General features: G+C 33.4%; 24 protein-coding genes and 3 tRNA genes. 12 read left to right on the top strand and 15 right to left on the bottom strand.

Translation table 11 applies throughout. The features are described from left to right. Nucleotides 1-175 precede the first annotated feature (175 nt). Nucleotides 176-979 (top strand): endonuclease/exonuclease/phosphatase family protein, encoded by an 804-nt coding sequence (locus LNP22_RS00225; RefSeq protein ID WP_229974788.1) that lies wholly within the window; start codon nt 176-178, stop codon nt 977-979. Here LNP22_RS00225 and LNP22_RS00230 read toward each other — a convergent pair whose 3' ends face one another. The 10 genes from LNP22_RS00230 to tgt form a co-directional block, all read right to left on the bottom strand. Further along, nucleotides 980-2,239, bottom strand: a complete 1,260-nt coding sequence (locus tag LNP22_RS00230) for an asparagine synthetase B (RefSeq protein WP_210666771.1) — start codon at nt 2,237-2,239, stop codon at nt 980-982. It abuts the gene before it with no gap. A gap of 346 nt (nt 2,240-2,585) precedes the next feature. Beyond that, the gene (locus tag LNP22_RS00235) at nt 2,586-3,251 is read right to left on the bottom strand and encodes a response regulator transcription factor (RefSeq protein ID WP_229974789.1); all 666 of its coding nucleotides are present in this window, start codon (nt 3,249-3,251) and stop codon (nt 2,586-2,588) included. 89 nt (nt 3,252-3,340) lie between these two features. Beyond that, nucleotides 3,341-4,132 (bottom strand): sensor histidine kinase, encoded by a 792-nt coding sequence (locus LNP22_RS00240; RefSeq protein ID WP_229974790.1) that lies wholly within the window; start codon nt 4,130-4,132, stop codon nt 3,341-3,343. Nucleotides 4,133-4,202: 70 nt separating this feature from the next. Continuing rightward, nucleotides 4,203-4,664 carry a hypothetical protein gene (locus LNP22_RS00245; protein ID WP_229974791.1) on the bottom strand — a complete coding sequence of 154 codons (462 nt, stop codon included), beginning with the start codon at nt 4,662-4,664 and terminating at the stop codon, nt 4,203-4,205. A 181-nt stretch (nt 4,665-4,845) separates the two neighbouring features. Next, entirely contained in the window at nt 4,846-5,232 is a 387-nt protein-coding gene (locus LNP22_RS00250) for a hypothetical protein (protein WP_210666775.1), read from the bottom strand. Nucleotides 5,233-5,363: 131 nt separating this feature from the next. Next, nucleotides 5,364-6,908 carry a replicative DNA helicase gene (gene dnaB, locus LNP22_RS00255; RefSeq protein ID WP_229974792.1) on the bottom strand — a complete coding sequence of 515 codons (1,545 nt, stop codon included), beginning with the start codon at nt 6,906-6,908 and terminating at the stop codon, nt 5,364-5,366. Between the two features lie 140 nt (nt 6,909-7,048). Then, on the bottom strand, nt 7,049-8,002 hold the full coding sequence (locus LNP22_RS00260; protein ID WP_210666777.1) for an acetyl-CoA carboxylase carboxyltransferase subunit alpha: 954 nt from the start codon (nt 8,000-8,002) through the stop codon (nt 7,049-7,051). Between the two features lie 112 nt (nt 8,003-8,114). Next, entirely contained in the window at nt 8,115-9,002 is an 888-nt protein-coding gene (locus tag LNP22_RS00265; protein ID WP_210666778.1) for a DMT family transporter, read from the bottom strand. Further along, a complete protein-coding gene (locus tag LNP22_RS00270; protein ID WP_210666779.1) occupies nt 8,989-10,077 on the bottom strand; it encodes an LptF/LptG family permease in 1,089 nt (362 codons plus the stop codon). The genes LNP22_RS00265 and LNP22_RS00270 overlap by 14 nt, the downstream gene beginning before the upstream one ends. Before the next feature lie 71 nt (nt 10,078-10,148). After that, on the bottom strand, nt 10,149-11,279 hold the full coding sequence (gene tgt, locus LNP22_RS00275) for a tRNA guanosine(34) transglycosylase Tgt (protein WP_210666780.1): 1,131 nt from the start codon (nt 11,277-11,279) through the stop codon (nt 10,149-10,151). Nucleotides 11,280-11,668: 389 nt separating this feature from the next. On the opposite strand from tgt, the gene LNP22_RS00280 reads away from it, so the two are divergent. The 4 genes from LNP22_RS00280 (at nt 11,669) to LNP22_RS00295 (ending at nt 14,963) form a co-directional block, all read left to right on the top strand. Next, nucleotides 11,669-12,352, top strand: a complete 684-nt coding sequence (locus LNP22_RS00280) for an SGNH/GDSL hydrolase family protein (protein WP_229974793.1) — start codon at nt 11,669-11,671, stop codon at nt 12,350-12,352. A 158-nt stretch (nt 12,353-12,510) separates the two neighbouring features. Further along, nucleotides 12,511-12,822, top strand: a complete 312-nt coding sequence (locus tag LNP22_RS00285) for a hypothetical protein (RefSeq protein WP_229974794.1) — start codon at nt 12,511-12,513, stop codon at nt 12,820-12,822. Nucleotides 12,823-13,088: 266 nt separating this feature from the next. After that, nucleotides 13,089-13,937, top strand: coding sequence for a transketolase (locus LNP22_RS00290; RefSeq protein ID WP_229974795.1), 849 nt, complete (start codon nt 13,089-13,091; stop codon nt 13,935-13,937). Between the two features lie 72 nt (nt 13,938-14,009). After that, on the top strand, nt 14,010-14,963 hold the full coding sequence (locus tag LNP22_RS00295) for a transketolase family protein (RefSeq protein ID WP_229974796.1): 954 nt from the start codon (nt 14,010-14,012) through the stop codon (nt 14,961-14,963). 80 nt (nt 14,964-15,043) lie between these two features. Here LNP22_RS00295 and bamM read toward each other — a convergent pair whose 3' ends face one another. Next, the gene (bamM, locus tag LNP22_RS00300; protein ID WP_229974797.1) at nt 15,044-16,198 is read right to left on the bottom strand and encodes a BamM family beta-barrel-assembly machinery protein; all 1,155 of its coding nucleotides are present in this window, start codon (nt 16,196-16,198) and stop codon (nt 15,044-15,046) included. A gap of 79 nt (nt 16,199-16,277) precedes the next feature. Between bamM and LNP22_RS00305 the strand changes: the two genes are divergently transcribed. Together LNP22_RS00305 and LNP22_RS00310 are read left to right on the top strand one after the other, a co-directional pair. Beyond that, on the top strand, nt 16,278-16,667 hold the full coding sequence (locus tag LNP22_RS00305) for an RNA-binding S4 domain-containing protein (RefSeq protein ID WP_210666785.1): 390 nt from the start codon (nt 16,278-16,280) through the stop codon (nt 16,665-16,667). Nucleotides 16,668-16,767: 100 nt separating this feature from the next. Continuing rightward, nucleotides 16,768-17,268 (top strand): phosphoribosyltransferase domain-containing protein, encoded by a 501-nt coding sequence (locus LNP22_RS00310; RefSeq protein ID WP_229974798.1) that lies wholly within the window; start codon nt 16,768-16,770, stop codon nt 17,266-17,268. On the opposite strand, the gene LNP22_RS00315 is transcribed toward LNP22_RS00310, so the two are convergent. Next, nucleotides 17,260-17,778 (bottom strand): shikimate kinase, encoded by a 519-nt coding sequence (locus LNP22_RS00315; protein ID WP_229974799.1) that lies wholly within the window; start codon nt 17,776-17,778, stop codon nt 17,260-17,262. The genes LNP22_RS00310 and LNP22_RS00315 overlap by 9 nt on opposite strands. A 127-nt stretch (nt 17,779-17,905) precedes the next feature. Here LNP22_RS00315 and LNP22_RS00320 point away from each other — a divergent pair. From LNP22_RS00320 to LNP22_RS00330, 3 genes are all read left to right on the top strand, one after another. After that, a tRNA-Lys gene (locus tag LNP22_RS00320) sits at nt 17,906-17,978 on the top strand. A gap of 37 nt (nt 17,979-18,015) precedes the next feature. Beyond that, nucleotides 18,016-18,088, top strand: a tRNA-Lys gene (locus LNP22_RS00325). 42 nt (nt 18,089-18,130) lie between these two features. Next, nucleotides 18,131-18,213: transfer RNA gene (locus tag LNP22_RS00330), tRNA-Leu, on the top strand. A gap of 108 nt (nt 18,214-18,321) precedes the next feature. Here the strand turns inward: LNP22_RS00330 and LNP22_RS00335 are convergent. Continuing rightward, complete coding sequence (locus LNP22_RS00335) at nt 18,322-18,651, bottom strand: transposase (RefSeq protein WP_229974800.1); 330 nt, start codon at nt 18,649-18,651, stop codon at nt 18,322-18,324. A 238-nt stretch (nt 18,652-18,889) separates the two neighbouring features. Here LNP22_RS00335 and LNP22_RS00340 point away from each other — a divergent pair, with 238 nt between their 5' ends. Both LNP22_RS00340 and LNP22_RS00345 read left to right on the top strand, forming a co-directional pair. Continuing rightward, nucleotides 18,890-19,789 (top strand): NAD(P)H-binding protein, encoded by a 900-nt coding sequence (locus LNP22_RS00340; RefSeq protein WP_229974801.1) that lies wholly within the window; start codon nt 18,890-18,892, stop codon nt 19,787-19,789. Between the two features lie 17 nt (nt 19,790-19,806). Further along, nucleotides 19,807-20,727, top strand: a complete 921-nt coding sequence (locus LNP22_RS00345; RefSeq protein WP_229974802.1) for a helix-turn-helix domain-containing protein — start codon at nt 19,807-19,809, stop codon at nt 20,725-20,727. A 71-nt stretch (nt 20,728-20,798) separates the two neighbouring features. Here the strand turns inward: LNP22_RS00345 and LNP22_RS00350 are convergent, their stop codons facing one another. Both LNP22_RS00350 and LNP22_RS00355 read right to left on the bottom strand, forming a co-directional pair. Then, nucleotides 20,799-21,854, bottom strand: coding sequence for a serine hydrolase domain-containing protein (locus LNP22_RS00350; RefSeq protein ID WP_229974803.1), 1,056 nt, complete (start codon nt 21,852-21,854; stop codon nt 20,799-20,801). Between the two features lie 474 nt (nt 21,855-22,328). After that, entirely contained in the window at nt 22,329-23,513 is a 1,185-nt protein-coding gene (locus LNP22_RS00355) for a DUF3570 domain-containing protein (RefSeq protein ID WP_229974804.1), read from the bottom strand. Between the last annotated feature and the right edge of the window lie 3 nt (nt 23,514-23,516).

Genomic DNA, 23,516 nt, shown 5'->3' on the forward strand with positions numbered 1-23,516 from the left:
AATCGAAAGTAAAACAAATCTAAAAATTAGTTACCTTTTAAAATGGCAAACTCTTTGTGTTAGAGTTTTAAAATAGTGTAAAATCAAACGCTCAAAAAAACATATTTTTTGAAATAATACAAAACCGTAAAACTCGCTTTTTGAATTGAGTATATTTGAAACTTTTTAAGCCAATATGAGAAACCTTCTATTACTTTTTATACTTCTATCACATACCCTCCTATTTTCTGGAACTAAAATAATATCTTGGAATTTAGAAAATTTCGGTAAGTCAAGATCTACTGCCGAGTTATTATTTATCGCCAATACAGTAAAAAATTACGACATAATAGCCTTGCAGGAAGTTGTGGCGGGTTATGGCGGCGCACAAGCTGTAGCAAACCTTACGAGTATATTAAACACAAAAGGTTCTTCATGGAATTACAGCATTAGTAACCCCACCAGCAGCAGCGCTTATAAAACGGAACGTTATGCTTTTATCTGGAAAACAAGTAAAGCAAAACTAAAACAAGACGCTTGGCTGGAAAAAAAATACCATTTAGAAATTGATCGCGAGCCGTATTTTGCAACTTTTGAAATTGGCAAAAAAAACATCACACTGGTCAATTTTCACGCCATAACCAAAAGCAAACAACCAGAGACTGAGATAAAATATTTTAAGTTTTTGCCGCAGGAATACCCTAATTTGAATCTACTTTTTATGGGGGATTTCAACTGTCCTCAATCTCATTCTGTATTCAATCCTTTAAAAAAAACTGGCTATACGTCTGTTTTACAAAATCAAAAAACATCTTTAAAGCAAAAATGCCAAACAAATAATTGTCTGGCATCTGAATTTGATAATATGTTTTATAACATAAATAGCATTAATTATATAAATTCCGGAGTGGTTTCGTTCTATACAAAATTCAACACCTTAAAAGAGGCTCGAAAAATATCAGACCACATTCCTGTTTGGTTTGAATTTTCTATAAAATAATTATGTTTTAAGTTTTTTCTTTCTGGCTGCTGGAAATAAAACATTATTCAAAATCAAACGATATCCGGGAGAATTTGGGTGTAAATCCAGCACTGTTGGCGGATCTCCCACCTGATGCTGAAAATCTTCAGGATCATGACCTCCAAAAAAAGTAAACATTCCTTTTCCTTTTTCTCCATGAATATAGCGAGCTTCGCCATTTAATTCACAAGTTCCCATGACCAAAACATTGGATTTTATTAGAGCCGAATCAAAAGAAGTCGTTTGTCCCATAAAACCTTTTACCAACTGTGTATGATTTTGGCATAACATACTGGGAATAGGATCCCATTTTGCTGAGAATTCCATCAAAGAAAAATAATCTTTATCTGGTGGTACACGTCTTTTAGTGGTCATATCAATATCTGAAAACTCATATTGCTCAGGTCTGCGTTCTAATGTAAAATTTTTGAAAGCGAATGAATTACCAAAATTCAACTTCGACTGATAATTAGGTTCACTGGCATCGCCATCAAACATTGCTTCGCAAATATCAACTCCGTCTGCAGAAAGTGCAATATCAAAGCTATCCGTTGCAGAACACATTGCAAACATAAAGCCTCCACCGATAACAAAATCTCTTATTTTTTTGGCTACAGCACCTTTTTCTTGTGACACTTTTGGATATCCTAGTTTAGTCGCCAAAGCTTCAGAATCTCTTTTTTGATCAATATACCAAGGCGTATTTTTATAAGCAGCAAAAAATTTCCCGTATTGCCCAGTAAAATCTTCGTGATGCAAATGCAGCCAATCATAAAGTAGTAGTTGGTCGCTTAAAACTTCTTCATCATAAATAGGTGTAAACGGAATTTCTGCATAAGTCAAAACCAATGTCACGGCATCATCCCAAGGTTGTTTCCCTTTGGGAGTATAAACAGCTATTTTGGGTGCTTTTTCGAGTACAACCGACTCCATATTTTGCGAAGGACTTGAAATTTCATCTAAAATAGAAGCCTCTTCATTATCTGAAAGTATTTCGAAACTCACACCACGAATTTGACATTCTTTACGAATTTCCTCAACATCAGGCAACAAAAATGAGCCCCCACGGTAATTGAGCAACCAACTTGCTTTATAATCTTTGCTTAAACACCAATAGGTTATACCATAGGCTTTTAGATGATTTTGCTGAGTAGTTTCATCCATTGGAAGCAAAATAAACGAGGCATTTGCATTTGCAGAAATAAAGAAAATAAGGATATAAAGCAGCAACTTATTCATTACAAAACTATTTTAAGTAAAGATATAAAGTAAGCTCTAAAAATAACACAACATACTCTTAATAATTACGCGCGTATTTGAAAAATTATTCTACTATTTAAAATAAAAGCAAATTTTTAAAAAACAGGTAAATATACCTACTAAAAAAAAATATTTTATAAGTAATTTTACTTTTAGTAAGAAATCAAATATAAATCACGGAAATTATTAGTTATGAAAATCAATGAAAGCAATAACCAACCGGAAGGTCTAAATCTAATACAAAAAATAGGTTTATTTTTTCTCGTATTAACGATTATTTTATATTACGCACTGTCTATTCAATATCTTGCAAGCTAAACTATTTTTAAATAGCCAAAACTGCAATTTCATTCTGAATAGCAAAGACTACCAAACCGGCAATATTTCTGGAATCGGTTTTGAGCAACAAATTATTGCGATGTCCTTCTACCGTTCTGGGGCTTAAGAAAAGTTCTTCTGCAATTTCAGAAGTTGTTTTTTGCAGGCATATCAGTTGAAGAATTTCTATTTCGCGAGGCGATAAAAAACCTGTTTCTAAATTTCCTTTACAATTTTTAACAGAAACTATCGTCTCTTGCATTGTCTTTAAGATGTTATCGCTATAATAAAAACCTTTTTTAGCGACTTCATTTATGGTATGAATTAGGTCTTTTGGGGTAGTATTCTTTATTAAGTAAGCAACCGCACCAACATGTATCATATTGGTGATAAATGATTTTGTATCATAACTGGTTAATGCAATAATTTTGATTTCTGGAAAATTATTTCTGATAATTCGGGTTGCTTCCACCCCATTCAGGACGGGCATTTTCAAATCCATGACAATAATATCAGGTTTATTTTTAACTTCATTCAAGCTTGAAATCAGTTCTTCACCATTTGAAGCTTCAAAAACAATTTCGATATTCTGTTCTCTTTGCAATAAAAAAGAAATTCCCTTCCGAAATAAAATTTCATCATCGACCAAAGCAATTTTAATAGCCGTACTCATTTGGTTTTTGTTTTTGGTTTTTGGTTTCGTAGTATTTTTCGAAATTACAAAATATGATTCTAAAATTAACTACTTTTCTTAATAATTATCTAAAAAGTAAAACTAACTGCAATTCCGTGGTCGATTTGTGAGCTGATTTTAATAGTTCCATTCAAAAAAGAAACCCTGCTATCGATATTTTTCATTCCCAATCCTTTATAGTCTGCCACTTTTGTATCGTCAAATCCTATTCCGTTATCTTCGTAATTGCACGTAGCAATTCCGTTAATATCTTTAAAATAAATCCGAATTTCAGTCGCTTTTCCGTGTCTGAGAGAATTATTCATTAATTCCTGCAAAATACGAAACACGTGCAAATGCCGATCGATATCCTTTTTGTCAAAATTCATCTCATTGGTATACTGCACTTTTACGGCTTTACTGCTTTCAAACTCCTCACACAATTCTTCAACACCTGCGTGAAGTCCGAATTTTTCAAAAACAGGCGGCAACAAATTATGCGCTATTTTTCTAGAATTATCCAAAGCTTTCGCCGTTAGATTAATAATGTTGTGAGTTATCTCTGCAGTTTCTTTTTCGGTGAGGTTGGGTGAATTTAAGAGATAGCAATTAAGAGAAACGACATTGAGTTTAGAACTTATATCGTCATGCAAATCTTGCGCAATTCGTTTGCGTTCTTCTTCCTGTGTAATAATTACTGCATGCAACTGTTCTTTTTGGTATTGAATTTCTAAATCTCTTTTTTCAAGTTCTTTTTGTGTAATTTTTTTTCTTGAATAATAAAAAAACAGCACTAGCACTAGTCCCATTAATAGAAAAGAAACACAACTAAAAATAACTGTAGCAACAATTTCGCCTTCTGGAATTGGTTTTAAACTCATCTATTACTATTTTTAAAGATCATTAAAATACAATAAAAGCCTTTGACTATTGGTGTCAAAGGCTTTTTTTTTATTCTAGTACTTTTTCTTTTTTGCTTTTTGAAAAACTTACTTTCCATTCGTATAATATAAAAAGCTGATAAATAGCATACAAAACGACATTTAATGTCCATGTTATGAAGCTAAATTTGGCACTAAAATTTGTAGTAAGATTTCCTACCAGAAATAATATTGTACTTCCAAATAAATACATTATTACTCCCATATTGATAAAGTAGAACTCTTTTTTTTCGTCCAGCATATTATAAAAATGAAACGTTGCGTAAATAATTATTAAAAACGAAGTGATAAAGATTTCATACAAATTAAATTTGAGAAACAGCTCTGGTTTTACAGTATACTGAATGACTAAAGTTGATAAGACTAAAATTAAACCAATGCGGATTACTTTCTTCTGAAAATCACCTTTTACTAATTTTGAATAAAACAAACTCAACATTATAAATTGCCCAATAAAATAAAAATGCGACAAAAAAAGGTTGTTATTATACAATCTAAAACATGTATAAGTAGCAATCTGAACACAGACTATAACAAATATATAGCCTGTGAAAATTTTATATACCTTACTTTGCTTAGAATAATGTAGCGCATACAAAATAAAGTTCAGTAAAAGCAGAGCATACCCTAAATTTACAAAAAATAATCTCATATTATTGGTTCATAGGACTATTCACATCACCAACTTCAGGAGGGCTAGGCTGCGAGAAATCATAGATTCCAGAATCTGTTTGAGCCATTTTTTGAGCTGTTCCGTAACCAGGAATAAGATCTACATAAATTCCAGTTTCAGGATCTCTTTTAGTACCTACAATCATTATCGTTTGTTCACCTTTGTTGTTAATTCCGATATAAGCCCTAGCGGCATCGATATCTTGTGCTAAAACTTTTTCAAGATTTACTTTAGGGATCAAATAAGAATTGACTTTTTTCTTAATATCTGCTTCTCCTGAAGTATCTTTCCATTTCTTTACCCATTCTTGGGCATCTGCCAATGAAATTTGAGTGTTTTGATCTTCGAATTCGTAATTTTCTGCCATAATTCATGTTGTTTTTGGTTGTTACTAATAAGCGATTGTTTAAGTCATCGCTTTGCTAAAATATCGAATTTTATTTAATAAATTAACATTTGTACATAAAAAAAAGCCTCGTAAAAGGCTTTTAAATTTTATTAAAAAGGAACATCGCTATCGTCATCGTCATCATTCAAATTACTGCCAAATGCGTCATTGGCCGACGGTAGATTTTTAGTGATAAAAGGATTATCATCATGATTCATTTTGGACGGCAAATCATCGTAACCACCTGTAAAATCCTCTAGATTATCAAATTTACCTAAGTTTCCTATAAATTTTAATCGAATATTTTCTAAACCACCATTACGGTGTTTGGCAATAATAAATTCTGCCTGACCTGCCGTTGGCGATTGTTCGTCATCATCCCATTCTTCAATTTTATAATATTCAGGACGATAGATAAACGAAACGATATCGGCATCCTGCTCGATAGCTCCAGATTCACGAAGATCTGACAGCAAAGGTCGCTTACTCGAACCACGTGTCTCTACCGCACGCGATAATTGCGAAAGTGCAATAACCGGAACGTTAAGTTCTTTTGCCAAGGCTTTTAAGTTTCGCGAAATGGTCGAGATTTCCTGCTCACGATTCCCTCCACCTTTACCACTTCCTCCGGCGGTCATCAACTGCAAATAATCGACGATAATCAATTTGATTCCGTGTTGCGATGCCAAACGACGGCATTTTGCACGTAAATCAAAAATAGAAAGCGAAGGTGAATCATCAATAAATAAAGGAGCTTTTTCTAAATCTTTTACTTTGGTACTTAGCTGTTCCCACTCGTGTTTTTCAAGTTTTCCAGTTCTCAATTTTTCTGAAGACAAACCAGTTTCAGAAGATATAAGACGGGTAATCAACTGTACCGATGCCATCTCCAGAGAAAAAACCGCTACGGGATGTCCAAAATCAATAGCAACATTTCTTGCCATCGAGAGTACAAAAGCTGTTTTTCCCATACCAGGACGTGCCGCAATAATAATTAAATCCGAAGGCTGCCATCCAGAAGTAACCTGATCTAATTTTTCAAAACCTGTCGCTACTCCACTCAAGCCTTCTTTTCCAGCAATTTCTTCAATACGCTTTTTGGCCTGCAGCACCAAACTTTGAGCAGTTTCTGAACTTCGTTTGATGTTTCCTTGAGTTACCTCGTATAATTTTGATTCGGCTTTGTCCAGCAAATCAAAAACATCTGTAGTTTCGTCATAGGATTCTTCGATAATTTCAGAAGAAATTCTAATCAAACTTCTCTGAATATATTTTTGAAGTATGATTCTGGAGTGAAACTCAATATGCGCTGATGACGCAATTTTTTGCGTAAGCTGAATTAAGTAAAAATCGCCTCCTGCTAATTCCAGTTTTCCGTTTTTCTTTAGTTGTGTCGAAACAGTCAACAAGTCAATTGGCTGAGTTTCGGTAAAAAGCTGTACAATTGCTTCAAAAATATATTTATGCGCATCTTTATAAAAAGCGTCTGGCTGCAAAATATCAATTACATCATCAACCCCTTTTTTATCAATCATCATTGCCCCAAGTACAGCTTCTTCTAAATCAAGTACTTGAGGTGGCAATTTCCCTTTTTCTAAATTAATGATAGTTGTTTTATCAACTTTTATAGGGCTTATATTTTTGAAATTTTCCATATTGCGAAAGTAACGAATTTTAAAAAAATATCGTTGTAGAGTTGTTAGTAATAAATGTTTATAAATCAGTATTTTTTGTTTATAACCAAAAAAAAATCCGAAACAGCAAGGCTTCGGATTTTAAATCATTTTTGATGATTTTACTCTTTATATTCACCCATATTGCTGTATTTGTCCATTCTTTGGGCAATTAAGTCAGCTGTTGATAAGTCTTTTAATTCGTTATATCCTTTAGTGATATATTCTATCACCGTTTTGAAAGTCGTTTCTCTGTCATAATGTGCTCCTCCTAATGGTTCAGGAATAACATCGTCTACTAATTTTTGTCTTTTCATGTCTGATGAAGTTAGCTTTAGAGCGTCGGCTGCACGCTCTTTGTACTCCCAGCTTTTCCATAAAATAGAAGAACATGATTCAGGAGAAATAACAGAATACCATGTGTTTTCTAACATAAAAACTCGGTCTCCAACACCTATTCCCAAAGCTCCACCAGAAGCACCTTCACCTACAATAATAGTAATAATTGGCACTTTCAAACGAACCATTTCAAGAATATTTCTGGCAATAGCTTCACCTTGTCCGCGTTCTTCGGCTTCTAATCCCGGATAAGCACCCGGAGTGTCAACCAAAGTCAAAACTGGAATTCCGAATTTTTCTGCCATTTTCATCAAACGCAAAGCTTTACGATATCCTTCTGGGTTGGCCATACCAAAATTTCTGTACTGACGTGTTTTGGTATTGTATCCTTTTTGCTGACCAACAATCATAAACGACTGCCCGTTTACTTTACCTAAACCACCCACCATCGCTTTATCGTCTTTAAAACTTCTGTCTCCATGAAGCTCTAAAAAAGTATCGCCGCAAATGGCTCTGATATAATCTAAAGTATAAGGTCTGCTAGGATGTCGGGACAACTGGACACGCTGCCAAGCCGTTAGATTTTTATATATTTCTTTTTTAGTTTGTTCTAATTTTTTGTTGATTTCCTTGCAAGTAGGCGTTACATCAACATCAGATTCTTTTCCAATAACAACACACTTTTCTAATTGTTCTTCAAGTTCTTTTATTGGAAGCTCAAAATCTAAATATTCCATGGATTTTTGAATTTTGTTTGTAAATCGAACCGCAAATATAAAAATATTATACTATTCGTGTGATTAATTTGTATTTAAAATATAAAAATGCAATTTAAAAATAAGTAAAATATTACACTTTAGTCTTATTTTGATAATGTTTAAAAACGCCATTTAAAATAACCGTAATTACGATTATAATGGCACCAATATAAAACTCAGTACTCATTTTTTCTTTTCCTCCCAAAATAAAATAAGCCAAAATAATTCCGTAAACAGGCTCAAGATTAGTGGTTAACATTACGGTATAAGGCGTCAGTTTTTGCATCACTTTTACTGAAGCTGTAAAAGCATAAGCCGTACAAACGGAAGCCAAAAGTAGTAACAAAAGCCAGTTATTTAAAGACATTGAAAAAAAGTCTGCGTTGAATTTTCCTTGCACTAAAAAATAAATAGAAATAAAAAAAACTCCTGCACCAAACTCATAAAAGGTAATCACTGAAGGTTCATGATCAGAGATTAATTTTCCATTCATTAAAGTAAATAATACGCCCAAAATTATCGAAGCTAAGGCATAATACATACCATTTAGATATTTTACTTCTACTTGCATAATGAGTGCTAAACCTCCAATAATTATCAATCCGAAGAATACTTCGTACCATAAAATTTTTCGACCATAAAATAACGGTTCTAACAAAGAGGCAAAAAAGGCTCCTAGCGAAAAGATCGACAGCGTAATGGACACATTGGAAACATGAATAGCTTTAAAAAAGAAAATCCAATGCAAAGCGATCAATAATCCGACAAAAATTAGCTTGGCAAAAGATTGCATCGAAATAATAAACGATTGCTTTTTATACACAATAAAACCAGCCAGAAAGATCCCAGCCAAGAACATTCTGAACCATACCAAATTTTCGGCATCGATGGTAATCAAAGCACCGAGAATGGCGGTAAAACCCCAAATAAAAACTATAAAGTGAAGATTCAGGTAACTTTTTAAATTATCGTTTCGCATTACGTAATAGGTAAATTGCCATAATTCCGAAGAAAATATTCGGAAACCAAACGGCTAATAAAGGTGAGAAAGTAGATTTTTCGGCAAGAGTACCAAATATTTTATCAAAAAACACAAACGAAAAAGCAATAGCAATTCCTATGGCCAGATTCATTCCCATACCGCCACGACGCTTCATAGCCGAAACAGCAACGGCGATAATGGTCAGGATAAAAGCCGAAATTGGAACACTAAATTTTTTATAAAGAACCACCAAATAGGTATTAATATTTCCAGAACCTCTCTTTTTTTCTTTATCGATAAAATCAATTAATTTACCCAAAGTAAGAGTTTCAGCAATGTAGACCACCGGAGTTAAATCTTCTAACTCAAACTTAAAAGCGACATTTTTTTCAGGAGCTTTTTCGATCACATCATTCAGATCACCTAGAGTTCTTTTGGTATAATCGTAAAGTGTATAAGTTTTACTTTTTGGGTTGAATTTGATGCGGCTCGCAGTAATTTTATATTTTAATTTGTCTTTTTCAAAATGTTCCAAAGTAAAATTAAAAGCCGTTTTAGACTCATCATTAAAACTATTTACAAAAATAAAATCATTATCATTTACCTGTCTGTAAACATTGGTGTTTTCGCCTCGCATGAGCTCTTTTCCGTTCCCTTTTAAATACGTATATCTAAAATTATTAAAACCCTCACTTGCGGCAGGAACAATAAAAAAACCCATCAAAAGTACAAAAACCGAAACGATAGATGCACCAATAATATAAGGACGTAAAAAACGTGTAAACGAAATTCCGGAACTTAAAACCGCAATAATCTCGGTATTGTTGGCCAGCTTAGAGGTAAACCAGATCACCGATAAAAACAAAAAAATCGGAAACAGAGAATTAGCAAAATAAACCGTAAAATTGTAATAATAAATCGCAATTGCAGTAAAAGGAATTTTATTTTCTAACATTTTATTCACCTTTTCAGAGACATCAATTACAATTCCAATCGGAATAAATAACAGTATCATCACCGAGAAAGTGGCTAAATATCTTTTTAAAATGTACTTATCTATTATCGTCAGCATAGCAACAGTTTAATCGATTATTTGTTTAATCGTTTAACCGAATAACCGATTAAACAAATCAACATATCCTTTTATAGTCTTTGACTCATATTTTTAACCATCATTTCTTTCCATGGTCTAAAATCGCCTGCTAAGATATGTTTTCTAGCCTCACGAACCAACCACATATAAAAGCCTAAATTATGAATGGTTGCAATTTGCTTTCCTAAATACTCATTAGCAGCAAATAAATGACGCAAATATGCTTTTGTATACTCTGTATCAACAAAGGTATGTCCCATTTCGTCAATTGGAGAAAAATCAGCCTCCCATTTTTTATTTTTGATATTGATCGTTCCGTTTGATGTAAACAACATACCATTTCTGGCATTACGCGTTGGCATAACACAATCAAACATGTCAATTCCTAACGCAATATTTTCTAAGATATTTATCGGAGTTCCAACTCCCATCAAATAACGCGGTTTATCTTCCGGCAAAATTTCACATACCACTTCGGTCATCGCATACATTTCTTCGGCAGGTTCTCCTACCGATAATCCGCCAATCGCATTCCCTTGTTGACCAGAATTTGCAATATATTCGGCAGATTGTTGGCGCAAATCTTTATACGTACTTCCCTGAACAATAGGAAAAAATGTTTGCTCATATCCATATTTATAAGGCACTTTATCCAAATGGCTTATGCAACGATCCAACCAGCGGTGTGTCATGTGCATCGAGCGCTGCGCGTATCTGTAATCACAAGGATAAGGCGTGCATTCATCAAAAGCCATGATAATATCAGCCCCAATAGTACGCTGAATTTCCATTACATTCTCTGGCGTAAAAAAATGATACGAACCATCAATATGCGACTTAAACTTTACTCCTTCTTCCTTAATTTTTCTGTTATTAGAAAGAGAATATACCTGATAACCTCCAGAATCTGTCAAAATATTACGATCCCAGTTCATAAATTTATGTAATCCGCCTGCTTTTTCAAGAATTTCTGTCTGCGGACGCAAATACAAATGATAGGTATTTCCAAGAATAATATCCGGATTAATATCTTCTTTTAGTTCGCGTTGGTGCACTCCTTTTACAGAAGCAACTGTTCCAACAGGCATAAAAATAGGCGTTTCGATCACGCCGTGATCTGTCGTAATACTCCCCGCTCTGGCTTTTGATTGCGGATCTTTTTGTAATAAATCAAACTTCATCTGTTTCTTTTTTCAGTCGGCAAAGATAGGTTAATTTGAGGGAAATTTTATTAATTAGAAAATTTGTCAATTCATCAAACGAGTACGCCTCCAAACATACCAAAACAAACTCCAAAAATCTTCAATCTAAATTCTTCAATCTAAAATCTCCTCCTGGCGTTACCCAAGGGTCGGGCTATCCACTATATCTTTTGTTCTAGACTATTAGTTGTTCAGAAAGACGTTTAGGCTATCACAAAAGGATGCCGTTATTATCCCTAACGCAAAAAAAGACCTAAAAGTTTCATAAGAAATTTCTAAATTTGACTAAAAAACAACATTCAATTCTTTACTTGGAAAGAAATAGAAAAATCAATATTTTACATCCTATTTTTAGCAACAAAACCCAAATGAACAAAAAAATAATCATCGCATTACTTCTTATCGTAACCAAAACCTTTAGCCAAGAAATGAAAACAGACTGGGCCAATATTTCAAAATATTCTAAAGAAAATCAAACTTTAAAACTTGATAAAACTACCGAAAACCGAATAGTGTTCATTGGAAATTCTATCACCGAAGGCTGGAAAATCAGTGATCCCGATTTTTTTTCTAACAAAAACTACATCAACAGAGGTATTAGCGGACAAACCTCTTCGCAAATGTTAGTGCGCTTTCGCCCCGACGTTATTGCTCTTAAACCTAAATTGGTTGTAATTCTTGCTGGAATTAATGATATTGCCCAAAATAACGGACCGATAGCACTCGAAGACATTTTTGGAAATATCATTTCGATGGTTGAGCTAGCCAAACAAAATAAGATTAGAGTAATACTTTCTTCTGTTTTACCAGCTTACGATTTTGCATGGAGAAAAGGCTTAGAACCGGCAGAAAAAGTAATAAAACTAAATAGTATGATAAAAAATTATTGCGAAGAAAATCAAATTGTGTATGTAGATTATTTTTCTGCAATGGTTGACCAAAGAAACGGTCTGGATGAAAAATACACCCAAGACGGTGTACATCCAACTTTAGTAGGATATAAAACAATGGAACCATTATTAGAAAAAGCAATTAGAAAAGCTTTAAAATAAACTTACAAAACAGTAATTTTAAATTACATTTTTTACTATTTATGTGTTAAAAATTAGTGATGTTAAAGCTGTGAATACTGCAAGATACTGATTCTAAAATATAACAATGCAACAACTTTGATTGCATAACTTTATAGAATACAGTAAAAACAGTAATAATGAAAAATTCAGAAGAAAAAAAATCAGGAAGCGAAAATGAAATCGAAAGAAATCTTGAGCAATTAAACTATCCCGCTTCAGAGGACATTTACAATCAAGAAGAAAAACTAGAAAACACTGATCCCGAAAAAATTACGAACGAAGAAACGATAGATAAAAAAGAGGGAGAATGGAACGAAAATACTTTTAACATTGACGAAAAAGAAAAACCCGAAGATGATTTAGATGTTCCTAATAATGAAACTGAAGATGAGGAAGAAATTGACTCAGAAGAGGAAGAAAACAACTCTTACAGAAAAAGTTACGATTAACTGTTCTCATAAAAACACCTTTAAAGCCTTGAAAAATCAGGGCTTTTTTTATTTTTCTATTTTTTTAAAAAAAATACATTTTTTACGTCAAATCTGCAACATAATGCATTTTACAGTTCATAAAAATCAAAAGAGCACTATTTTTTTTCTACTATTTATAAAAAAATATCTAAAATGCAACAATTTTGATCAACTAAAGCAAAAAATGATTTGTCTTACCGCAAAATAAAAATTACTTTTGCATCAGTTTAACTTTTACATATAAAATGAAGCCTAACACACAACAATTAAGCGATTTAACTATCCAAGTAAGAAGAGATATTCTTCGAATGGTACATGCTGTCAACTCAGGACACCCAGGCGGTTCACTAGGTTGTACAGAATTTTTGGTAACACTTTACCAAAACATCATGAACCGCAAAGAAGGTTTTGATATGGACGGAATTGGAGAAGATATCTTCTTCCTTTCAAACGGACACATTTCACCAGTATTTTATAGTGTTTTAGCTCGTAGTGGATATTTTCCAGTTTCAGAACTTGCGACTTTTAGATTATTAAACTCTCGTCTGCAAGGACACCCAACTACTCACGAAGGATTGCCTGGAATACGTATGGCATCTGGTTCTTTGGGACAAGGTTTATCTGTAGCACTTGGAGCGGCACAAGCAAAAAAATTAAATGGTGATCAGCACTTAATTTACACTTTACACGGTGACGGAGAATTACAGGAAGGTCAAAATTGGGAAGCAATCATGTATGCTTCTGCTAAAAAAGTAGACAACTTAATTGCTACTATTGACGTTAACGGAAAACAAATTGACGGAACAACTGATGAAGTTCTTGCCATGGGAAGTCTTCGCGCTAAATTTGAAGCTTTTGATTGGGATGTTTTAGAAATTGCCGAAGGAAATAATATTGATGCTATCATTGCCGGGCTAACAGATGCAAAATCAAGAACCGGAAAAGGAAAACCAGTTTGTATTTTATTGCACACCGAAATGGGTAATGGTGTCGATTTTATGATGCACACGCATGCTTGGCACGGTAAAGCGCCAAACAATGACCAATTGGCAAATGCTTTGGCTCAAAACACATCGACTTTAGCAGATTATTAAAAAAGCTTTAAGCTCTAAGCAGGAAGCTTTATGCCTATTGCCACAGCTTATTGCGTACAGCAAATGAAAAAAATGAAAAAATATACAAATACAGGAAGTAAAGATACCCGTTCTGGTTTTGGAGCAGGAATGACCGAATTAGGTCAGAAAAATGAAAAAGTAGTAGCCTTATGTGCTGACTTAATTGGTTCATTAAAATTTGATGATTTTAAGAAAAACCACCCGGAGCGTTTTTTCCAAATTGGTATTGCAGAAGCGAACATGATTGGTATTGCGGCAGGTTTAACAATTGGCGGTAAAATTCCTTTTACAGGAACTTTCGCTAACTTTTCTACAGGTAGAGTTTACGATCAAATTCGTCAATCGGTTGCTTATTCTGATAAAAATGTAAAAATCTGTGCTTCTCACGCGGGTTTAACACTAGGTGAAGATGGAGCCACACACCAGATTCTGGAAGATATTGGTTTAATGAAAATGTTACCTGGAATGACCGTAATCAATACTTGCGATTACAATCAAACCAAAGCAGCGACTTTGGCATTGGCAGATCATCATGGTCCAGCTTATTTACGTTTTGGACGCCCTGTTGTGCCGAATTTTATGCCCGCAGATGAGCCTTTTGTAATTGGAAAAGCTATTTTATTAAGCGAAGGAACCGATGTTACCATTGTAGCAACAGGACACTTGGTTTGGGAAGCACTTATTGCTGCCGAAGCTTTGGAAGCAAAAGGAATCTCTGCCGAAGTAATCAATATTCACACTATAAAACCACTTGACGAAGAAGCTATCTTGAAGTCATTGGCTAAAACTAAATGTGTGGTTACTGCCGAAGAACACAATATTTTAGGAGGACTAGGAGAAAGTGTTTCAAGAGTATTGGCTTTACACCATCCGGCTCCACAAGAGTTTGTTGCAGTAAACGATAGTTTTGGCGAATCTGGAACTCCAGAGCAATTAATGGAAAAATACAAACTAAACAATCAAGCGATTGTTGAAGCTGTAGAAAGAGTGATCAAAAGAAAATAATTTTTTACTTTCTTACTTTATACAAAAAAACCTCGAAAAATCATTTTCGAGGTTTTTTTGTATGGTTAAAACAAAACTTATTATGGCTTCGCTGTATGATGTGCTTTATCAAGATGTATTCTCAATCTTCCGGAAGAAGTGTAATCTGGCTCACCTGTTGCCGCAAATGCCGGAATACCTTTTGGTTCACTATTTAAACTTTCGTTTATATTAGGTGTAGCTGGATCATCTTCTACAGTAAAAGCATCGTAAGGATAATATTTACTAGGCCCAAAATTAACGCCATTTACTACTCCAACTTCTGTGGTTGGCTTGGTTATCTCAAGTTTGGTTGTAAAACTATCCCCATCATCATCAACATCTATAAAATCTGGAATTCCGTCACCATCTGTATCATCAGGATTTGTAGCGGGTTTAGTTGGATATAAAGTGGTGCTACGGTAATCATAAACATAACCATCGTGATTAAGATCTTCTAAATAATCAGGAATACCATCAGCATCATGATCCAATCTGGTAATCTTATACAATTTAAAACTAAAAACTAAGGGAGAATATGAAGGTATTGTACCATTACCAGTATAATATCCTAAAGCAGACGGAAGAAACATCACTCCTGCGCCAAAATCTTTGTACACTACAGTTCCGTCAGTATTTGAATTGGAATCAACTGAACCCGATTTAAATTCTGGAAAAACCTCACTCCAACCCGTTACAACACCTGTTAAGTCAAAAAAAGATTGCGGGTACTTCACCTCTTCAAATGAGGTTGATTTTATATAAGCTGAATAAATTCCTTTTGCAGCAACATTAGTTAAATAACTACCACTATAAGATGTTAGAACATTATCTGTATTCATAGGAGATTCGCCAATACCTTCTCTTAAAACCAAATAATACAATTCAAAATCTACTCCGTATAAATTAACTATTTTAGATTTTAACTGAGGAAAAGTTGGAGTTCCTACATTGGCCTTGTAAGACATAATAGGCACCTGAGTTGTGGCATCTTTTATAGAATCAATTTTAATATCCATATCTGACACATCACCAGGATTTTCAGTAACTGTAATAAAATGAGTATTCAAATAGCTTTCAATAGTAGCTTTATCTGTTGCATACTGTACTGCAAAATCTCTTACTGGCTCAACATCAGCATTATTATCACTTTTACTGCACGATACCAAACTTGCTCCTGCGATTAGTAAAATAAAAAAATATTTAATTTTATTCATTATTCTTAATTATTTAGGTGTGCAAGATACAATATTGATTTATTTTTGTAAAGATTTTAACTCCGATTTTAGAAAAAATATGAGAATAGACAAATACTTATGGTGCGTTCGATATTACAAGACTCGAAATATGGTTACAGAGGCCTGCAAAAAGAATCACGTTACCGTAAACGGACAAGTAGCAAAACCATCAAAAGAGGTTTTTCCTACTGATAAAATAACATTTAGAAAAGACCAGATCACCCAGATCATTACCGTTCTGGACATACCCGAAAATCGTGTGGGCGCTAAACTGGTTGATATATACAGGAAAAACGAGACGCCTGCAGAAGCATACGCACATCTCGAACTACTAAAATTATCAAAAGAGCACTATCGTAAAAACGGAACCGGAAGACCAACGAAAAAAGACCGCCGAGACATTGACGAATTTGGAAATGAAATATTTGACGAAGAGGAAACAGAATAGATTTTAATATTTTTAAATTCCAAATTCTAAAAACCTGAAATCTTCCATCTAAAATCTTCCATCTAAAATTCAATTTGTATTTTAGCACAAAAAATAAATCATGAGCCAGAACATCATCTTAACAAATCAGGAAATCGAGCATAAAATAAAACGTATCGCTTACCAAATCTACGAGACTTTTGTCGACGAAGAAGAGGTAATTATTGCCGGAATTGCATCAAATGGATATGTTTTTGCAGAAAAACTAGCTGCTGCATTGAGCAAAATTTCGACTTTAAAAGTTTCTTTATGCGAAGTTATTATCGATAAGCAAAATCCAAAATCACCTATAAAAACTTCATTAGCAGCTACCGACTATACCAATAAAGGATTGGTTTTGGTAGATGATGTACTAAACTCGGGCACGACATTAATTTATGCCGTTCGCCACTTTTTAGACGTTCCTTTAAAGAAATTCAAAACAGCAGTACTTGTTGATAGAAACCACAAAAAATACCCTGTAAAAGCCGATTTTAAAGGAATCTCGCTTTCTACCTCTTTGTTAGAACATGTACAAGTTGTTTTTGACAAAAACGGTTCTAATTATGCTTTTTTAAGCTAAAAGAGCCAAGATATCCTGAACAGTTTCATCAGCTGTTTTACCATCGACAGAAACTTTGTTCTGAGCCTGATTGTAATAAAAACTTCTATCGAATAAATGTTTGGCGATAAATTCTCTCATTTCATCCTCATTCATCGAAGCGATAAGAGGTCGTTTGCTTTTATTATGCACCAATCGATTATACAAGGTATCAATTGAGGCTTTTAAATAAATTGAGATGACATCTTCTCTTTTTAATAATTCGTGATTTTTGGCATAACAAGGCGTTCCTCCACCCAAACCGATGATACTCTTTTCTGAAGACTGAAGCAATTCTAAAAAAATTTGGTGTTCTAATTTTCTAAAATAAATTTCTCCATGTTCTTCAAAAATTGAATTTATCGATTTTTTTGCTCTTTCTTCGATACAAATATCTAAATCCAAAAAAGGAATATTGGTTATTTTTGATAATTTTTGGGCAATAGTAGACTTACCAGACCCCATATACCCTAATAATATAATTTTTTTCATTCTAATAAAACCCTATAAACTAGAGCATTGTAAACTTTGGTTAAAAAAAGACAAATTTATAATAAAAATGCTTGCAAATAATAAAATAAACTCCTTATATTTGCACCCGCATTCAAGGATCGAATATGACTCGATAGCTCAGTTGGTAGAGCACATCACTTTTAATGATGGGGTCCTGGGTTCGAGCCCCAGTCGGGTCACAAATTGTGATTCACAATATAAGATTCTTAATGCAATGACTCGATAGCTCAGTTGGTAGAGCACATCACTTTTAATGATGGGGTCCTGGGTTCGAGCCCCAGTCGGGTCACAAAAGGTCGAGTATTTATTTACTTGACCTTTTTTTATTAAAGGCCACGTGGAGAAACGGTAGACTTGCCATCTTGAGGGGGTGGTGCTCGTAAGGGCGTGTGGGTTCAAATCCCACCGTGGTCACAAAAAATTTAAAAGTCTGTAAAACATTGATTTTACAGACTTTTTTTAATTTTACAAAATTTTATGTATTTTTAAGGATCAAGACGAAAACCTGTGGAGTGATAAAAATTATGCATAAATAGTAGTGAGTCTAAAAAGGAAGTATTCTACATTTCTAACACCTCTGAATTTTGCTCTGAATGCTTTTATTTTAGCATTGAATGATTCTGCAGAAGCATTAGTACTTCTGTTGTCAAAATAATTTAATATGGTTTGATAATGATTCATAATGGTACGAGAGATTGTACCGAAAGACTTAAATCCGGATTGATTTACTTTTTCATGCCATTTGCCCAATTTTGCAAAACCAATGATTTTATCTTTTGTATTCTCGAAGATGTTACGGAGCTCTTGAGTTAGATTGTATCCTTTTTGAATATCAGGATATAATTGGATCAAGACGAAAACCTGTGGATTGATAAAAATTATGCATAAACAGTAGTGAGTCTAAAAAGGAAGTATTCCACATTCCTAACACCTCTGAATACTACATGCAAAATACTTTTTGTTTAATTTTAACAACACTCAAATCTAAAATAGTCTAAACAATAATAAAAGGCTACTTAAAAAGTTGATTTGGCTATTTTTAAACTTCAAATGTTACTGAAATTTGCATCATCAATTAAATATAAAAAAGATGAAAATTATTGTAACAGGTTCTTTAGGGAACGTCGGGAAGCCATTAACACAAGAGTTAGTGCAAAAAGGACATCAAGTAACTGTAATAAGCAGCAATGCTGAAAAAACAAAATCAATTGAAGATTTAGGAGCTGTTGCTGCTATTGGCTCATTGAATGATTTGGATTTTCTTGTAAACACGTTTAAAGATGCTGATATTGTTTATAGCATGGTTCCTCCAGCAAATTACTTTGATCATAGTTTGGATTTACTAGGTTATTATCAAAAATTAGGCAACAACTATGCTAAAGCGATTGAACAAAATGCAATTAAAAAAGTCATTAATCTGAGTACAATTGGAGGCAATTTGAATAACGGAAACGGTATACTTCTTGGAGCACATCATGTAGAAAATATTTTAAACAATTTATCTGCAGATGTTGCTATAACACACATTCGCCCAACGGAGTTTTACTATAATTTATTACCACAAATTCATTCGGCAAAAAACAATGGTTTTATAGGTTCAAATATCGGTAAAGATGTGGTAAACTCATGGGTTTCACCAGTAGACATTGCGGCCGCGATTGTTGACGAAATTGAAAACGGAATTTCAGGAAGAAATGTTCGTTATGTCGCTAGTGATGAATTAACTTATACTGAATTAGCGCGTATTCTTGGTGCAGCAATTGGCAAAGAAGACTTGAAATGGGTTCAATTTACTGATGAAGAAATGCAAAACGGCCTTGTAGAAATGGGTATACAACCAAAAATCGCTGTTGGTTTAACCGAAATGTATTCTGCTATTCATACGGGGTTTTTGTATGAAGATTATAAAGCAAATAAACCAAAGGAAATGGGTAAGATACAATTGAAAGATTTTGCTAAGGATTTTGCAAACGCTTATAATTCGCTATAAATATTTATTTTTGAGAAATGAAAAGCAATCCAATTCATAAATTTAAAACCATTAGTGAGTACCATCGATACAGAGGGTTACCTCAGCCTGAACATCCCTTAATCAGTTTAATCAATTTTGAAGAAATGAAGTATTCGGGTGAAGAAAGTCCGATTAGTTGGTCTATGGATTTTTATTCAATTGCTCTAAAACGAAATATTAATGGTAAAATTAAATACGGCCAACAAAAATACGATTTTGATGAAGGTATTTTGTTTTTTATTGCTCCAGGACAAATTTTCAGTATAGAAGCTGAGAAAAGTAAGGTTTTTCAAACTACAGGATGGATGTTGCTTGTTCATCCTGATTTTTTATGGGGAACAAGTTTGGCACAAAAAATAAAAAAATACGATTATTTTGACTACTCCATAAACGAGGCTTTGTTTCTTTCAGAAAAAGAAGAAACCAGTATTATCAATATGTTACAGAATATCAAACAAGAGTACCAATCTAATATTGACTCGTTCAGTCAAGATTTAATTATTGCACAATTAGAGTTATTACTAAAGTATGCTGATAGATTTTACAATCGCCAGTTTCTAACCCGAAAAATTAGTAATCACCAAATTTTAACTCGTCTGGAAGCATTATTAGATACTTATTTTGAACATGATGATGTAACAATAAAAAGTTTACCAACAGTCAATAGTATTGCCGAAACGCTACATGTATCACCCAATTATTTAAGTTCGATGCTCAAAGTATTGACCGGACAAAGCACACAACAACATATTCATAATAAATTGATAGAAAAAGCAAAAGAAAAATTATCAACTACCAATTTATCTATTTCAGAGATTGCTTTTCAGTTGGGATTTGAGCACTCTCCTTCCTTTAGCAAATTGTTTAAAGCTAAAAGAGGCGTTTCTCCTTTAGAGTTTAGAAATTCTTTTAATTAAAAAAATGGCGCTTTAAAATGGGCGATGATATAAAAGAGCGATAAAGAATATATATATTTTAGAGCTATAACTTATTCTAAAAGCTTACTTTCTCTAATAATTTTTCTAATTTCTTTTTGAAAATAATAGGCATTCTCAAAATTTTCATTTGCTTGATTTTCTATGACAATAACGCTGGTTTTAGTTTTTGGATAATATAAATTGACCGCTGTAAATCCTTCACTTGGATGATAACCTGTATGACCAATCTCCATTATACTGTCTTTGTCATTTATTCTTAACCCGTAACCATATCCGATAGGTGTTTTACTAAAAAGTTGGTGTGTGTTGGTTATAGAATAAGTGGTCATCATTTTGTAAGTAGCGGGTTTTAGCAACTTTCCAGCATGTAAACATGCATTCCATTTTGCTAAATCCGGAGCCGAAACTATTAAATGACTGCCAAAATAATTAGACGCATCAAAATTCAATTGTTCATTCAATTTAAAACTTCCATCTTTTTTTATCGAATGTCCTTTTGTTAAAAATTTACTAGTTATTTTATTAGGATAATAACTGTTTGTCATTTTACATTTTTTAAATAAAGCAGTGACTAATTGCTGAAAACTCTTGCCACTTTGCTTTTCTAAAACTTGTCCTGCTACATAATAACCCATATTTGAGTAATTAAAAGCTGTTCCTGGAACAAACTTTAAAGGTTTCTCAATATCGTCGCTACTCAAGCCAGAGGTATTGTTAAGTAAGTGGTGAACAGTAATAGTATCTGCCCAAGAATATTTACAATCTGGTAAATATTTACGAATAGGTATTTGTAAATCAATCGTTCCTTTTTCTACTTCTTGCAAAACAAGTGTTGCCGTAATTTGTTTGGCAATTGACATTGTAGAAAATTTATCAGAAATTTTTAATACTGATTTTTTGTTGTAATCAGCATAGCCGTATGCTTTTTCGTATTTTATTTTTCCGTTTTGTTGTATAAAAACCACACCGTTAAAACTTCTTGGATCGGTTACTTGAATTAAGCGGTCTATTTTTGTTTGATAATCTTCTTTTATTTGTGCGAAAGAATTGTATGAACTATATAAAATTGTACTGGCAATAAGAGCTTGTTTAAAAAAATGTTTCATTTAGATATAAAAATCATTACTATTAATATTGTGTATCTAGTGCTAGTATTAGGATGTAAAATTACAACCGATTAGCATTTACTTGTGATTGAATTTGTACAAATATTTACCTTTTTTATTTCAGTATAAGGTTTGAATTTGAGTATTATTTTTTTAACGAATATAAGAATTATCCTCAACAAAAATGATTGTATTCTAAGTAAATGTAGGTTATAAAACAACGAAATAAAAAGTAATCTAACCGCTGAAATCAGGAGCTTATTTGTAGTTTTCATACGCTGAACACTTGCTATTTTGACTATAAATTACTAAAAAGAGGAAATGTTATTGTATTCAAAACTTAGAAGCAAAACAATGGTCATAACAATAAAAAAACCGAATCAATTATACCAAAATATAATTGATCGGTTGTATTAATGAAATCGTATACAATTATCATTTTTTTGCAGCCTGTAGTTCAGTTACTACTCTTGACTACTTGTATTTGATATTGATGCTAATAATATCCGAAGTCATGTTGGTTGTTCTGGTATAATGTCCGTAACGAATCTCTAAGGTATTCCAGTGTTTAAGCCCGAATACTCCGTTAGGAGGCGTAAATTTCATCCCCATTCCAAAAAAGCTACTGTCAAACTTAGACAAATCATAGTTGCTCGTGTAATATTCATCAGCAGCAGTATGCGCTCCGTAGGGCTTAAAATATTTGGCCCCTGTTTGGGAATAATATCTGTAAAACGGACTCAATGAAAAAGCCTGAGTTAATTTTACAGGAATTTCAAGATCGGCCGTATGCGCTTGCAAATTCCAGTCATCAGTATAATATCGGTAATACGCCCTAATAATTACATTGTCACCTACAAAATAACTCGCTCTAAGTCCCAAAGGAATTTTTAGCCTTGTATCGGGCATTTTTTCCTGATGAACAGATCCATCGGTAAAATAAACTCTATGAAAAGGAAGGCTTAAATAACCATTTTGGCTAATAATGTCTCCAACCAGCATTACTTGCAATCTTTGGTTTATAATTTGAGAATAGCTCAAGGTCCCTGCAAAAGTATTTCGGCTGGCACTATCGTAACCTCCTCCTCCGGGAGTTCGAAGCTCAATGGGTTCGATAAGTTTTAACTGATCAATAAAGGTTTGCAATTTGGCTGTAAATTCTCCGTTTTTGTCTTTTGTTTTTTTAGAAAAACTAATATTCCCTCCAAAAGATTGGTAATCAAACTCCGTTGAAGACGAAACTCCAACGGCTAAAGTCTGCCCTTTTTCTTCGTTTTCTCTGATATAAGTTAAGGAAGGATAAAAACGATTGTCTCCTGAAGATGCTGATGAATTGGCACTCAAATCAATCATATCTGAAGAAGCAGAGGTATAATGATCGATACCCGCTTCAATATCAAAAGTATGCTTGATACCTGTTTCTCCGTACTTTACCAATTTTACATCAATAGTATTGGCGATATCAGTAAGGTGCTGAGAACCTATCCCTCCGGTAACAGCAGCATTGTTTCCGTCTTGCGTGTAATAACTAGAAACTAGATTTACTTCTTCTATTTTTAATTTTTTGCTTTTATAACTTGTAGAATCTGTAGGCACATTTTGTGCTCTTGCCTGAAAAAGTCCCAACAAAGCAAGTCCTGTAATAAATATTCTTTTCATTTT

The sequence above is a fragment of the Flavobacterium flavipigmentatum genome (genome assembly GCF_020911905.1).
In the GTDB taxonomy this organism is placed as follows: Bacteria; Bacteroidota; Bacteroidia; order Flavobacteriales; family Flavobacteriaceae; genus Flavobacterium; species Flavobacterium flavipigmentatum.